This window comes from Vibrio gallaecicus, assembly GCF_024347495.1.
GTDB lineage: Bacteria > Pseudomonadota > Gammaproteobacteria > Enterobacterales > Vibrionaceae > Vibrio > Vibrio gallaecicus.
This window is the reverse complement of the sequence record NZ_AP025490.1, coordinates 2,648,403-2,663,090: the sequence shown is the minus strand read 5'-3', so window position 1 is coordinate 2,663,090 and position 14,688 is coordinate 2,648,403. Positions and strand designations below refer to the sequence as shown.

13 protein-coding genes and 2 tRNA genes are annotated in these 14,688 nt (G+C 41.4%); 11 read left to right on the top strand and 4 right to left on the bottom strand.

Translation table 11 applies throughout. The annotated features are described in order from the left end of the window. Window positions 1-175: 175 nt before the first annotated feature. The gene (locus tag OCU78_RS11525; RefSeq protein ID WP_137373429.1) at window positions 176-1,465 is read right to left on the bottom strand and encodes a peptidoglycan DD-metalloendopeptidase family protein; all 1,290 of its coding nucleotides are present in this window, start codon (window positions 1,463-1,465) and stop codon (window positions 176-178) included. A gap of 129 nt (window positions 1,466-1,594) precedes the next feature. Between OCU78_RS11525 and tyrS the strand changes: the two genes are divergently transcribed. After that, entirely contained in the window at window positions 1,595-2,782 is a 1,188-nt protein-coding gene (tyrS, locus tag OCU78_RS11520; RefSeq protein ID WP_137373430.1) for a tyrosine--tRNA ligase, read from the top strand. 421 nt (window positions 2,783-3,203) lie between these two features. Then, window positions 3,204-4,049 carry a magnesium transporter gene (locus tag OCU78_RS11515; protein WP_137373431.1) on the top strand — a complete coding sequence of 282 codons (846 nt, stop codon included), beginning with the start codon at window positions 3,204-3,206 and terminating at the stop codon, window positions 4,047-4,049. A gap of 129 nt (window positions 4,050-4,178) precedes the next feature. Here OCU78_RS11515 and dacB read toward each other — a convergent pair whose 3' ends face one another. Then, complete coding sequence (gene dacB / locus OCU78_RS11510) at window positions 4,179-5,579, bottom strand: serine-type D-Ala-D-Ala carboxypeptidase (RefSeq protein WP_137373432.1); 1,401 nt, start codon at window positions 5,577-5,579, stop codon at window positions 4,179-4,181. 112 nt (window positions 5,580-5,691) lie between these two features. Continuing rightward, window positions 5,692-6,684, bottom strand: a complete 993-nt coding sequence (locus OCU78_RS11505; RefSeq protein WP_137373433.1) for a porin — start codon at window positions 6,682-6,684, stop codon at window positions 5,692-5,694. A 513-nt stretch (window positions 6,685-7,197) separates the two neighbouring features. Between OCU78_RS11505 and greA the strand changes: the two genes are divergently transcribed. Beyond that, on the top strand, window positions 7,198-7,671 hold the full coding sequence (greA, locus tag OCU78_RS11500) for a transcription elongation factor GreA (RefSeq protein WP_137373434.1): 474 nt from the start codon (window positions 7,198-7,200) through the stop codon (window positions 7,669-7,671). A 76-nt stretch (window positions 7,672-7,747) separates the two neighbouring features. Here the strand turns inward: greA and yhbY are convergent, their stop codons facing one another. Then, window positions 7,748-8,044, bottom strand: coding sequence for a ribosome assembly RNA-binding protein YhbY (yhbY, locus tag OCU78_RS11495; RefSeq protein WP_004738252.1), 297 nt, complete (start codon window positions 8,042-8,044; stop codon window positions 7,748-7,750). Window positions 8,045-8,171: 127 nt separating this feature from the next. On the opposite strand from yhbY, the gene rlmE reads away from it, so the two are divergent. From rlmE to rimP, 8 genes are all read left to right on the top strand, one after another. Beyond that, a complete protein-coding gene (gene rlmE / locus OCU78_RS11490) occupies window positions 8,172-8,801 on the top strand; it encodes a 23S rRNA (uridine(2552)-2'-O)-methyltransferase RlmE (protein WP_137373435.1) in 630 nt (209 codons plus the stop codon). A 107-nt stretch (window positions 8,802-8,908) separates the two neighbouring features. Next, window positions 8,909-10,879: an ATP-dependent zinc metalloprotease FtsH gene (gene ftsH, locus OCU78_RS11485; protein ID WP_137373436.1), complete on the top strand. Its 1,971-nt coding sequence runs from the start codon at window positions 8,909-8,911 to the stop codon at window positions 10,877-10,879. Window positions 10,880-10,987: 108 nt separating this feature from the next. After that, window positions 10,988-11,830, top strand: a complete 843-nt coding sequence (folP, locus tag OCU78_RS11480; RefSeq protein ID WP_137373437.1) for a dihydropteroate synthase — start codon at window positions 10,988-10,990, stop codon at window positions 11,828-11,830. A gap of 19 nt (window positions 11,831-11,849) precedes the next feature. Further along, on the top strand, window positions 11,850-13,190 hold the full coding sequence (glmM, locus tag OCU78_RS11475) for a phosphoglucosamine mutase (RefSeq protein ID WP_137373438.1): 1,341 nt from the start codon (window positions 11,850-11,852) through the stop codon (window positions 13,188-13,190). A gap of 240 nt (window positions 13,191-13,430) precedes the next feature. Continuing rightward, entirely contained in the window at window positions 13,431-13,763 is a 333-nt protein-coding gene (secG, locus tag OCU78_RS11470; RefSeq protein ID WP_137373439.1) for a preprotein translocase subunit SecG, read from the top strand. A 15-nt stretch (window positions 13,764-13,778) separates the two neighbouring features. Next, a tRNA-Leu gene (locus tag OCU78_RS11465) sits at window positions 13,779-13,863 on the top strand. Between the two features lie 53 nt (window positions 13,864-13,916). Beyond that, a tRNA-Met gene (locus tag OCU78_RS11460) sits at window positions 13,917-13,993 on the top strand. Between the two features lie 235 nt (window positions 13,994-14,228). After that, window positions 14,229-14,684, top strand: a complete 456-nt coding sequence (gene rimP, locus OCU78_RS11455; protein ID WP_137373440.1) for a ribosome maturation factor RimP — start codon at window positions 14,229-14,231, stop codon at window positions 14,682-14,684. The last annotated feature ends 4 nt before the right edge of the window (window positions 14,685-14,688 follow it).

Genomic DNA, 14,688 nt, shown 5'->3' with positions numbered 1-14,688 from the left:
GTCAGCCATTACTATCAATAGTAGTTATTATCAAAGCACTTACTATTAAGAGCCGCTACCTTCAAAATAAGTGAGCAGTAAAATAAAAAATAGCGCCTGATTTCGGCGCTATTTTTATTTTAGACTTTCATTTTTATTACTCAGCTTAGAATCGTTAGGGGCTACTAGTTAGTGATTACTTTGTTGCGAGTAGTTGCCCGTAACGTTCTAATTTATCTAATCGAATCTTAGAGTTAGCAATAAAAGTGTTCTTTGTTTTGCCTTTGAGTGATTTTGATTGGGGTAACTTCACCGTTCGAGCATTTTTGTGAACCCCATTGACTAAGAATTCGTAATGTAGGTGAGGACCCGTGACTCGACCTGTTCCTCCTAAAGTACCAATGGTTTGCCCTTGTTTTACTCGCTGACCTGTTTTGACAGAGCGCTTTTTCAAGTGCAGGTACTTCGTTATGTAGGTGTTGCTGTGGCGTATGAAAACGTAGTTACCATTAAATTGGTTGTAACTCGATTTTTGAACAATACCATCGCCTGCTGCCCAAATTGGTGTACCAACCGGTGCCGCGTAATCCGTACCTCTGTGGGCTCTTATTTTACCCGTAACTGGGTGTTTTCGGTTAGGGTTGAAGTTTGATGTTACACGTCTGAAATCAACAGGAGAGCGTAAGAAAGCCTTCTTCATAGCTCGGCCTTTTTCATCGTAATAGTTACCGCTCTTATCATCTAAAACAGCAGTAAATGTATCACCTTGGTTACTGAATATAGCCGCCATAATTTTCCCGCGCCCAACGACCTCTCCTTCCACTACCTTTTCTTGGTATAGGATTTTAAAACTGTCGTTTTTTCGAATATCTAAAGCAAAATCAATATCCCAGCCAAATATTCCCGCAAGCTCCATGATTTGGTTGGCTGTTAAACCAGCATTGATGCCAGCATTCCAAAAGTTAGAAGTGATGTTGGCTTGGGCATAATTGTATTGGTAATTGACTTCCTTTTTATCCAGTTTAGATGTGAACTGATCACCTGACGCGGTAATGCGAAAGGTCTCAAAAGCATTGAGCTGGCGCTTCAGTTGAATTAGATCGTTATTTTCATCAAAACCGAATTGAAGTACGTCTCCAGGGCGAAGGTTAGACAACTGGTCTTTAATGTCTTTATCGCTGCTGACTAAGTTATGGAGTAAGCGTGGTGATAATCCAATACGCTTAAAAAGGACGGCGGTACTTTCGCCTGAACGAACCGTGTATTTTTCCCATTTGAGAACGGCAGTTGGGGCTATGTCTGTACCTATAGCAAGTGCTTCAGCATTTATGGTTAACGGGTAGAGTTTACCAACCTCAAGTCGATTCTCAGAATCTCTTAAGCTACTGGCGTCTGGTAACAAAAACAAAGCTATGAAAATTATCGCACTAAAGAATGCGATCAAAGCCCGGTGCAAAATAGGAAGGCGTGCAAAAATAGACAACATGATCCGGTTCGTTCTGTAAATTTTGAGAAAATAGGCGACAGAATAGTGTAACTGGTTTCAAAATACATCGCTATTCAAGTAAGATGTCGAACTATTATATTTTTGCCAAATCTGTGGGAGTGAACAAGAATGGCGAGTATTGAAGCAGCATTAGCCGAGATCAAACGTGGCGTAGAAGAACTGATTCCAGAAGACGAACTGATAGCTAAGTTAAAAGAAGGTCGTCCTTTACGCATTAAGTTGGGTGCCGATCCGACAGCACCAGATATCCACCTTGGTCACACCGTAATCTTTAACAAATTACGTGCGTTTCAAGAGCTAGGTCATGAAGTGACATTCCTTATTGGTGATTTCACTGCAATGGTTGGTGACCCATCAGGTAAGAATTCAACTCGTCCACCACTAAGCCGTGAAGACGTATTGAAAAATGCTGAAACTTACAAAGAGCAAGTATTCAAGATTCTAGACCCAGCGAAAACGCAAATTCGTTTCAACTCTGAATGGCTATCTGAACTTGGTGCTGAAGGCATGATTCGTCTTGCATCTAACCAAACTGTTGCTCGTATGCTTGAGCGTGATGACTTTAAAAAGCGTTACGCTGGTGGTCAACCGATCGCAATTCACGAATTTATGTACCCACTTCTACAAGGTCACGACTCTGTTGCACTAGAGAGCGACGTTGAGCTTGGCGGTACTGACCAGAAGTTTAACCTTTTAATGGGTCGTGAACTGCAAAAAGCTGCCGGTCAAAAACCACAAGCGGTACTGATGATGCCATTACTTGTTGGTCTAGACGGTGTTAAGAAGATGTCTAAGTCTGCGCACAACTACATCGGTATTAGCGAAGCTCCAAGTGAGATGTTTGGTAAGATCATGTCTATCTCTGACGATCTAATGTGGAGCTACTACGAGCTGCTGTCTTTCCGTCCTCTCGAAGAAGTAGCGGAACTGAAAGCTGGCGTTGAAGCGGGCAAAAACCCTCGTGACGTTAAAGTTCTACTGGCTAAAGAGATCATCGCTCGTTTCCACAGTGAAGCCGATGCTGAAGCGGCTGAGCAAGAGTTTGTTAACCGTTTTGCTAAGAACCAAGTGCCAGATGAAATGCCTGAATTCGAATTCGAAGCAGGTCTACCAATCGCTAACGTTCTAAAAGAAGCAGGTCTTGTAAACTCTACTTCTGATGCGATGCGTATGATCAAGCAAGGCGCGGCTAAGCTAGAAGGCGAGAAAATTGAAGACAGCAGATTTGTACCTGAAGCGGGTACGGCGGTTTACCAAGTAGGTAAGCGCAAGTTTGCTCGTATTACTATCAAGTAATATTCAATTTAAGTGTTTTTAACGAAAAGGCATCTACGGATGCCTTTTTTATTGCCTAAAAGATTATTGACCGAAAGTTGACGAAGTTTTTAAATGAGTATTGCTACACTGTGCGCGCTGTCAAATAGACAGTAATTCTGGAGATTTTTATGAACAATACCGACCATCCTCCTAGTTTGAATGGAGAAGAATAACCTGTCTCGGTATTGATCTATTGTCCTGCCGTTCAGGTAGGGTATCTTTGTTTTCACCCTTCATTCTTTTCCACACACTAGATTCTAACAAGTAGACACCACGAGTAGTTTTCAGCTCTTGGTGCGCCTAGTTATACGCTCTTGGTATGCTCGTTATATGCTTTTGTCTACTAGCTATAAGCTATTTGTTTTGATGGTCGTTACCTTTGCCAATCGGGAGATTCGCCATGACGGTAATGAACAATACTTTTTTATCTATTGAAGCTCTGTACTCAGAGCAAGACATCCAAGCTGTATCGAATGCATTTCAACAGTACGGACGTGAGCAACAAGTTAACCTTTTGAACCGAATGCCGCTTGAAGATGCGGTGCTAGTACTTGGGCAATGCTCTCTTAGTACGATTCAGACTTTACTTAGTGAGTTAGAAGAGCAGGGCTTTGAGAAGCGCTCTCGACATCTAGCTCACCAATTAGGGCTGATTTACTCAGAGGTTGAACCTCAGCAGGGCTACCTTTCTACAGGGGTGATGAGCCATGTTAGGCAGCGTATCGGCTGGATTATAGCGTTAGCACTACTTGGGATCGTATCCGGGCTTATCATTGCTCAATATGAAGATATTCTCAGCCAGTTAGTACTTTTGGCTATCTACATGCCAGTGATCGCTGCTGCTGGTGGTAATACGGGAACGCAAGCCGCGACTTTGGTCATCAGAGCTTTAGCCACTGGTGAGTTGAAGAAGCGACAATGGGCTAATGTTCTATGGAAAGAGTTTAGAGTCGCGATTTGTTTAGCACTTGCGATTTCGGTGGTGATGATAGGGCGTATTTTGATGTTTAGTGAAAGCCAATCAACAGGCGGCTATGACATCAACATGATTGCTTTAGCCATTGCTGTCGCTCTGTTTATTCAAGTTACGATATCAACGGTGCTTGGTGGTGGGTTACCGATAGTTGCACGACTATTCAAGCTTGATCCTGCCGTGTTAGTGAGTCCTGTACTTGCTTCAATTGTGGATATCTCAGGGATGTGGATCTACTTTACTGTAGTAAATACTTTTCTTGAAATAGCTTGAATCAATACGGGGTAGGTTACAACACTTCTTAGAGCTTAGAGCTTAGAGCTTAGAGCTTAGAGCTTAGAGCTTAGTGTGCAGATATTAGATATAGGGAGCGAACTTAGGTGGTTGCTCCCTATTCAATGATTATTGTTGACTGAATTTGATGACATCTTTGTAAAATGCTTTTTCAAATTGAGTAATTGGAGCAATGACAGGCGTATCAGTATTATTTTTTACAGGGTAGTAATCTCTCACAAATTGAACAAAAACACTGTTAGGTTGACCTGCTTTGTCTAAACCAAAGCCTGCCATATTATAACTCCCGTATAAAGAGCCACTTTTTGCAATGATGTTGCCTTCTATTGGTGCCTTTCTCATACTCTTTCGATAACGAAGTGTACCGCTTAGCCCTGACTTAGGCATAGACTGAAGTAAATTCAGCTCTTTTTCGTTTTCCCAAATATAGTGCAGGACTTGGGTCATACTTTCTGCTGTCATTCTATTGTTACGAGATAACCCCGAGCCATCGGTTAGCTTTGCACTTTGAAGATCAATTCCAGCCTTACTTAATAAAATTTGTTTGATTGCCTCAGTACCATTATTAAAACTACCTGCTTGGACAAAAAAAGTAGCGCCTAACGTCTTCGTTAGATTATCTGCAATTAAGTTGTCAGACTCTTTCAACATAGTATTAAGAAGCGAGGGAAGCGAAGGTGACCTGTGCTTTGATACTAATGTCATCTTGGATGAGCTAGTAGGCTTAACTGTGATTTGCCCTTTTATATCCATTTTAAGTTCAGAGACTAGATCGGAGGTTACATTTTGCACGTACAACTCGGGGTTTTGTATAGCAAACTTAAGAGGGAGAGGTTTCTTTCTCTCTATTAAGCAGCCAGACAGTTGGTATTCATTATTAGGTGTCGTTGTTAATTCTAAGCTGCATTGTGTTGCTTTTTGCCCTGAGCGGGAGACTGTTGATGTTTCAGTGTTTACAGTGATTGGGTAGTGAGCCGGAATGTAAACACGGGTATGTCCATCATCTTGAGTATATATTGATGCTTGAGCGCAATTTTCATCAAGCGTAATAGCCGATGCTGGAGCGCTGTAACACACACCTAAAATATCCCAAGGCCAGCCAACTGCTCGGTCATAGCCTGTAAAAGCGGAGTTATCTAGAAAAATGTTTCCGTCTATTTGATTGCCATACTTTTTTTTATAATCACGCAGTAATTGCTTTAAATGTTCTCGCTTTAAAGTTGGATCTCCAGAGAAAGAAATCACAACATCACTGCCGCTTTTATATAAAGAGGTTGAGTAGTGGAAGTCATTCCCTAACTCTAATTTAGCGGCGAGAGCAGTGACGAGCTTAAGGGTGCTTGCTGGAGGGTAAAACCGATCACTATTGAGTGAAATGAACTCTTCATTTGAATTTAGTGACTCTACGATCAAGCTTGAGACACTTCCTTTTGGTAGATAATTCAGAGGAGTATATGCAAAGACTGAAAAGGAAAAACTAAAAAAAATTAGAGCTGTAAGAATTCGCATAGTCAGATAAAAGTTGTGGTTAGAGTTTTCAGTATACAGATATAAAAAACGCCCGCTAGAGAGCGGGCGTTTTGATTCTCAATTAACTAATTAATCAATTAGCTAACTAGAATTAGAAGTCGTAACGTAGACCAAGAGCTAGTTCGTCTTCAGCTTGGATTGACGTTGCGCCAGTGTTTGCGCCGCCAACAGAACCGTACGTGTCACCTTTTGAGATAAGGTTGAAGTTGTACGATACGTAGCCACGGAAGTTAGGCTTGAAGAAGTAAGTTGCGTCAACTGCTAGGTTATCAGCAGATGTGTCGCCGTTAGTTTCAGCATTGTTGTATGTAGAAGAGAATACAGTTTGGCCCATAGTGTACGCAGCTGCTAGCTCGTAACCAGTGTAGTCGCCGTTGTTCTTCGCTTTTTCACCGTCAGTAAATACACCAGCGAAGTATAGGTCGCCCATTGTGTAAGAACCAGAAAGCATGTATTCGTTTTCTTCAGCTTGGTCTGCGAAGCCTGCACCTAGTTTAACGCCAGTTTCGCCGATAGCGTAGATACCAGATAGAGAGTAACCGTCTTCGCCGTTATCTACATATTCAGTTTCTGCTGTGTTCTCATAACGGTCAGCAAAACGGTAGCTTGCTTTTACGCTTAGATCTTGGAATTGACCTTTGTAAGAAAGCATGTTGTCTGTACGGTCAGCTGCCGCTAGTTTATCTGCAGCAGAGTTACCGTGGTAAGCCATGATATCTGTGAAGTCAGTGATTACGCCAAGTGCGCCATCGTTTTTACCGTAAGTTACTTCACCAAATTTACCGCCAAGACCAGCGTAAGTGTAACGGTTATCTAGATCAGAACCGTCATCGTTGTCAGCTGTAGTGAATTCACCTTCGTAGAAACCAACGCCGTATAGACCGTCTTGGATTTCAACTTTACCTAAAAAGTTAAGACGGATACGAGAGTTATCAGATGCTTTGCCATCTTTCATAGATAGACGAGCTTCAGCACGACCGCCCATTTCTAGAGAAGTACCATCTTGGTTGTAAAGTTCAGCAGCATTTGCACCAGTAGTAAGAGCAGCAGCAGATACTGCTAGAGCGATAATTGTTTTGTTCATGTTATTAATTCCTAATTACTGTCCATAAATAGTTTTATCAAGGATATGTATCCTTTTTGTATTGCCTGTATAAATCAAGCTTCATAATCAGGCTTATAACATTAAGCGAGAAACTTGCCAGTGCAATCCGTGGGTTACTTTTTACCTTAAAGTTCCCTGTTGAGTTAGTAAAACAATATAAATTGAAATTATGAACACTGTTTTATTGTGGTTGTTTTTATTTAAGTTATTGATTTTTATTGTTTTTGATTTTTCGTGCAGTGTAATTTATTTTTATTTTTTTTTGTTTTTTTATATTTTTCTTTTGTTAGTTTTAAAGATGAGACTGAAATTCTAGTTTTGAGAAGTAGGCAAATATGAGCTCGATTACGCTTTTTGAATACAAAGTGGAATAAACGTGATTTAGATATCAAGTTTGTTTACACTATCAAAATGAGTTTGTTTCTATTACCTAATCACTAAGGTTGGGTAGGTTTATTTTGTCCAAAGAAAACTTTGGCATAGAGGTAAGAAATGGAAAAGGTTCCAATGACAGTACGTGGCGCTCAGCAGCTACGTGACGAATTAGATCGCCTATTAAAGCTACGCCCTGTTATCTCAGCAGCGATTGGTGAAGCTCGTGAACTCGGTGATTTAAAAGAAAATGCTGAATATCATGCTGCTCGTGAAGAGCAAGGCATCTGTGAAGCACAGATCCGTGATATCGAATATAAGCTTTCTTTAGCTCAAATTATTGATGTTACTCAAATGGAAAATACTGGGAAAATCATTTTTGGTACGACAGTGACACTAATTGATGTAGATACTGACGAAGAAGTGAAATACCAAATTGTTTCAGAAGATGAAGCGGATATTAAAACAGGTCGTATCTCTGTTAAGTCTCCAATTGCTCGTGGTCTTATTGGTAAGATGGAAGGCGACGAAGTGCTTATTTCTACCCCAGGCGGCGAGAAAGATTTCGAAATTGATAAAGTAGAATATATCTAAGCTGATTATTTTATTGTTGATATTAAAAAGGTCGCTCACAGCGACCTTTTTTGTTTCTCATGTAGGTAATAATAGATTACTTACGTGGAATCTCGATTTTACGTGCTTCTGACTGACGGAACAGTACTAGAACTTTACCGATAGTCTGTACTTTCTCTGCTTTAGTTTCACGTACAATTGCATCGATAATCAGTTGCTTAGTCTCACGGTCTTCTGATGCAACTTTAATCTTGATCAGTTCGTGGTGGTCTAGAGCTAATTCGATTTCCGCTAGAACAGCTTCAGTAAGTCCATTTGCGCCCATTAGCACTACAGGTTTTAAACTGTGAGCTAGGCCCTTTAGATGCTGCTTTTGTTTGGTACTTAGGTTCATTACGCGGCCAATTTTCTTTAATATTAGGGTTGAAAAAACCTATTTTAACGCCATCTAATGCTGAAGACTATAATTTATTCATCATAGTATTGGGCAATCAGTATTTATTCACCGATTTAGGTATCTAATGAGTAAACAGAAACATTCGGCCAGTTCTGGTCGTTGGTTGAAGGAACACTTCGACGACAAGTATGCAAATGAAGCTAGAAAAAAAGGCTATCGTTCTCGTGCTTATTTTAAAATGGAAGAAATTCAGTCCAAAGATAAGCTGCTTGCGCCAGGTATGACAGTTGTTGATTTGGGTGCCGCTCCTGGGGGGTGGTCTCAATACGGTGCTAAGGTTATAGGGGACAGTGGTCAAATCATTGCCTGTGACTTGTTACCAATGGACCCAATTGCTGGTGTTAGCTTTCTTCAAGGTGATTTTCGTGAAGAAGCAGTATTAGATGCTTTATTAGAGCGAATTCAACCTAATATGGTTGATGTAGTTATGTCAGATATGGCACCAAATATTGCGGGTAACAACTCTGTAGATCAACCTAGAGCTATGTACTTAGTTGAATTAGCATTGGATATGTGTCGACAAGTTCTAGCTACCAATGGTAGTTTTGTTGTCAAAGTTTTCCAAGGCGAAGGGTTTGATCAATATGTTAAGGATGTCCGAGAGATATTCAAAACAGTAAAAGTCAGAAAACCCGATTCATCACGAGCACGTTCTCGTGAAGTTTTTATCGTAGCCACTGGTTACAAAGGTTAACGATTCTCTTTCAAAAGTGAGCGTTAACAATATGGCTACAGTTTACAAACTGTAGTACCCTACCTTTAATTACAATTAGTTATCGAGAGGCTGACACCTTGAGTGACATGGCAAAAAATTTAATTCTGTGGCTTGTTATTGCTGTAGTGCTTATGTCTGTATTCCAGAGCTTCGGCCCTGGAGAAAGTAACGGCAGAGCAGTAGATTACACCACATTTGTACAGGAAGTTGGCCAAGGCCAGATTCAAGACGCACAGTTCAATAACAGTGAAATTACCTTTACCCGTCGTGGTGGTGGTTCTAAGTATGTAACTTACATGCCTGTTTATGATCAAAAGCTACTTGATGACTTAATTAATCAAAATGTTCGAGTCCAGGGCACACCACCAGAAGAACAGAGCCTGCTTGGCACTATCTTCATCTCTTGGTTCCCTATGATCTTACTAATTGGTGTGTGGATTTTCTTCATGCGTCAAATGCAAGGCGGCGGCGGCGGTAAAGGCGCAATGTCGTTTGGTAAGAGTAAAGCTCGAATGATGAGCGAAGAACAAATCAAAACTATGTTTGCTGATGTTGCTGGTTGTGACGAAGCAAAAGAAGACGTGAAAGAGCTTGTTGATTACCTTCGTGACCCTAGTCGTTTCCAAAAGCTAGGTGGTAAGATCCCTACAGGTATCCTGTTGGTTGGTCCTCCTGGTACTGGTAAGACATTGCTTGCAAAAGCGATTGCTGGTGAAGCGAAAGTACCGTTCTTTACTATTTCTGGTTCTGACTTCGTTGAAATGTTTGTTGGTGTTGGTGCATCTCGTGTGCGTGACATGTTCGAACAAGCGAAGAAAGCGGCACCTTGTATTATCTTTATCGATGAAATCGATGCGGTAGGTCGTCAGCGTGGCGCTGGTGTTGGTGGTGGTCACGATGAACGTGAACAAACACTAAACCAAATGCTGGTTGAGATGGATGGCTTTGAAGGTAACGAAGGTATTATCGTTATCGCTGCGACTAACCGTCCAGACGTACTTGATCCAGCACTACTTCGTCCAGGTCGTTTTGACCGTCAAGTTGTGGTTGGTCTGCCTGATGTACGCGGTCGTGAACAGATTCTTAAAGTACACATGCGTAAAGTTCCACTGTCAGGCGATGTTGAACCATCTCTGATTGCTCGTGGTACTCCAGGTTTCTCTGGTGCAGATCTTGCGAACCTTGTTAACGAAGCGGCTCTATTCGCTGCTCGCGGAAATAAACGCAATGTATCTATGGTTGAGTTTGAACTTGCGAAAGATAAGATCATGATGGGTGCAGAGCGCCGTTCAATGGTTATGTCTGAAGAAGTGAAAGAATCAACGGCTTATCACGAAGCGGGTCACGCTATTGTTGGTCGTTTGGTACCTGAACACGATCCTGTGTACAAGGTATCAATCATCCCACGTGGTCGCGCACTTGGTGTGACTATGTACCTACCAGAGCAAGACCGCGTAAGCATGTCTCGCCAACATCTAGAGTCAATGATTTCTAGCTTGTACGGTGGTCGTCTAGCTGAAGAACTTATCTACGGTAAGGACAATGTTTCAACTGGTGCATCTAACGATATCGAACGTGCAACAGATATTGCTCGCAAGATGGTTACGCAATGGGGTTTCTCTGAAAAACTAGGCCCTCTTCTTTATGCTGAAGAAGAAGGTGAAGTTTTCCTAGGTCGCGGCATGAGCCAAGCTAAACATGTTTCTGACGATACAACTCGACTGATCGATGAAGAAATTCGTATCCTTATCGACCGCAACTACGCTCGTGCTAAGCAAATCCTAGAAGATAATATGGATTTGATGCATTCGATGAAAGATGCACTTATGAAGTATGAAACGATCGATGCAGGTCAGATTGATGATCTCATGGAGCGTAAAACTGACATTCGTGAGCCAGCTGGTTGGGGTGATCAGGAAAAAGCAGAACCTGCAAAGGAAGAAGCTAAAACTGAAGCCAAATCAGAAGAGCAAGCTAAAACTGAACCAAAAGCTGAAGAGCCTAAAGTTGAAGAAGCTAAGTCTGAATCAGATGATGCCCAAAACAAAGACTCTTAATCTTTAAGTTATAAACAAAAACCCTGAGGAGACTCAGGGTTTTTCTGTTTATAGCTCGAGTATATTTATTGCGTAAAATAACTATTACATTTGTTGAAGATAGTTCCGATGAAATTAAAATCTAACAATAAAACTCTTGTTCTTGACCGAACACATGTCATGGGGATTTTAAATGTTACCCCTGATTCCTTTTCTGATGGCGGAAAATTCAATTCATTAGATAATGCTTTACTGCAAGCTGAACAGATGATTGAAGCTGGTGTAAGTATTATTGATATTGGTGGAGAATCGACTCGCCCAGGAGCTCCTAACGTTTCCTTAGAGGAAGAACTCGCTCGTGTTATCCCTGTTATTAAAGCGATTCGAGCTAAGTTTGATGTTTGGATTTCTATTGATACCAGTAAAGCGGAAGTGATGCGCCAAGCGGTTGAAGCTGGAGCTGACTTGATCAATGATGTGCGCGCTTTGCAAGAACCAGGAGCTTTGGAAGCTGCCGCTGAGGCTAATGTACCTGTTTGCTTAATGCACATGAAAGGTCAGCCAAGAACTATGCAAGCCAATCCAAGTTATGACGATGTTTTAAAGGATATCGAAGCATTCTTGCAAGAAAGAGTGAAGTCTTGTAAAGCCGTCGGTATCTCAAAGGAACAGCTGATTCTTGATCCTGGTTTTGGTTTCGGTAAAACCATCGAACATAATTACCACCTATTAGCGCACCTTGAAAAATTTCATACACTTGAGTTGCCGATCTTAGCGGGGATGTCGAGAAAATCGATGATTTTTAAGCTTTTAGATAAAGCTCCTGCCGACTGCATGATAGCAAGCATCACTTGCGCTACAATCGCGGCAATGAAAGGTGCGCAAATTATTCGTGTTCATGATGTTGAAGAGACATTAGAAGCGATGAAGATAATTCAAGTGATGAACAATAATCATTCAATTGAAAAATAATAAAAATTAAGGAAAACCCATGTCAGATAAAAGACGTTATTTTGGTACAGATGGTGTGCGTGGAAAAGTAGGGCAATACCCTATCACTCCGGACTTTGTACTTAAACTTGGTTGGGCTGCTGGTCGTGTTCTTGCTAAACAAGGAACAAAAAAAGTTATCATAGGTAAAGATACCCGCATTTCTGGTTATATGCTTGAATCTGCTTTAGAGGCAGGTCTTGCTGCTGCTGGCCTTCAAGCAACTTTCACAGGTCCAATGCCAACCCCTGCTGTTGCTTATTTAACACAGACCTTCCGCGCAGAAGCTGGGATTGTTATCTCAGCATCTCATAACCCATATTATGATAATGGTATTAAGTTCTTCTCTTCTGAAGGCACTAAGCTGTCTGATGAAATTGAGTTAGCGATTGAGGCTGAATTAGATAAAGACATTGAATGTGTAGAATCATCAGAGCTTGGTAAAGCGGTTCGCTTAAATGATGCAGCAGGTCGTTATATTGAATTTTGTAAAAGCACATTCCCTAACCACATGAGCTTGTCTGGAATGAAAATTGTTGTGGATTGTGCTCATGGTGCGACATACCATATTGCTCCTGCAGTTTTTAGAGAGCTTGGTGCAGAAGTGATTGCCATGGGTGTTGAGCCAAATGGCACCAACATAAATCATGAAGTCGGTGCAACAGATGTACGAGCTTTACAAGCTAGAGTGCTTGAAGAGAAAGCGGCACTCGGTCTAGGTTTTGATGGTGATGGCGACCGTATCATCATGGTTGATGAGCTAGGTAACAAAGTTGATGGTGACCAAATCGCTTATATCATTGCTCGTGATGCCCTACGTCGCGGTGAACTGAAGGGTGGTGTTGTAGGTACATTAATGACTAACCTTGGTATGGAAAATGGGCTTAAGCAATTAGGGATTCCATTTGTACGTGCAGCTGTTGGTGACCGATATGTAATGGAACAGCTTTTAGCTAAAGGTTGGAAGATCGGTGCTGAGAATTCTGGTCACGTTATTTTGCTTGATAAAGTAACAACTGGTGATGCGATTGTTGCGGCATTGCAGGTATTAGCATCAGTAGTGGACAGTGAAATGTCTCTGAACGAGCTATCACAAGGTATGACGCTATATCCACAAGTTTTAGAAAACGTAAGATTTAGTGGTGACTCAAACCCATTAGAAGCAGAAGCGGTAATTCGGTCAGTTAAAGAGGTTGAACTTGTTCTTGGTGAAAAAGGTCGAGTGCTACTTCGTAAGTCTGGAACAGAGCCTCTACTACGTGTAATGGTCGAAGGTGAAGATGCAGAATTAGTTCAAAGCTCAGCGCTTAAAATTGCAGAGGCGGTAAAAGCCAGCTGTTAATCAACTTATTGTTGAACTAATCAAAACAAGCATAAGGTAGTTTTATGCTTGTTTTGTCTTTTTTTTGAGCGTTTGTTTTCTAAAGGCTTATTTTTGGCAAATTCCACTTGTCAGGTAAGTAAGCATTCGTTAGTATTGCTCGGCCTTCAGTTAGGAGGTCGCTAGCCTTGTTCTCTAAACATCGTGTAAATAGTGTTTTAGAACGGCGCTGGCTCAACAATTAGGAACATAGGTGGAAAAATGTTTACAGTTCTACTTGTGATTTACCTGTTGGCAGCGCTTGGTGTAATTGGCCTAGTGTTAATTCAACAAGGTAAAGGCGCAGATATGGGAGCTTCATTCGGTGCTGGTGCTTCAAACACTGTGTTTGGTGCTGGTGGCTCAGGGAATTTCCTAACCCGAATGACTGCAATTTTTGCAATCGTATTTTTTGTTATTAGCTTAGTACTTGGTAATATGTCTACACATAAAACTGAGTCACAGTGGATTGACCCGACTCAAGGTCAGGTAATTCAGCAAGCTAATGATGCAGTGAGTGAAGTTCCGGCGCAAGGCGACGAGATTCCACAATAATCTGAAAGATTTGATGCCGAGATGGTGAAATTGGTAGACACGCTAGCATGAGGTGCTAGTGCCTTAGGGTGTGAGGGTTCGAGTCCCTCTCTCGGCACCATGTTTACAAACTTGTAAAACATCTTGTTGGGCGTATAATGCTCACAAGTCGGACGCGGGATGGAGCAGTTTGGTAGCTCGTCGGGCTCATAACCCGAAGGTCGTCGGTTCAAATCCGGCTCCCGCAACCAATTTTCAAAGCACGCTATGTGTGAAAGTTGGTAGCAAGTTTACGTAGTGTGAACCTCACTACGAGTTAAGTATTAATCTTATTAGATAATTGCTTAACGAATCAGGGTCCAGCAACAAAAACCCCGGCTTATACGGGGTTTTTTGTTATCTAAGCATTTATAAATGCATTTAGGTAATGTTTGCTTGGAATTTAAATTGGGCTTTGAGCCCTTTTTTTGTTTCTGGAGTGGTTAAATGACTGGTTTAGAAAGACAACTTACTGAAATGCTTGAAGCTCCTGTAGCTGCGTCAGGTTATGAGTTAGTTGGATTAGAATTTATTCGTGCGGGTGAGCACTCAACGCTACGTATCTACATTGATCATGAAAATGGTATTTTTGTAGATGATTGTGCTGAAGTAAGTCATCAAGTAGGTGCAGTATTAGACGTTGAAGATCCAATTTCAGTGATTTACAACCTTGAAGTGTCTTCACCAGGTCTAGAAAGACCACTATTCAAAGCTGAGCATTACCAACAATTTATTGGTCACGAGGTAAGCATTGTTTTGAAAATGGCTGTAGCCAACCGTCGTAAATGGAAAGGTGATATCCAATCTGTTGATGGTGAGACTATTTCAATATTAGCTGAAGGGAACACAGAAGAGTTTCCACTAAGTAATATTTCGAAAGCTAACCTGATCCCTAAATTTTAGTTCT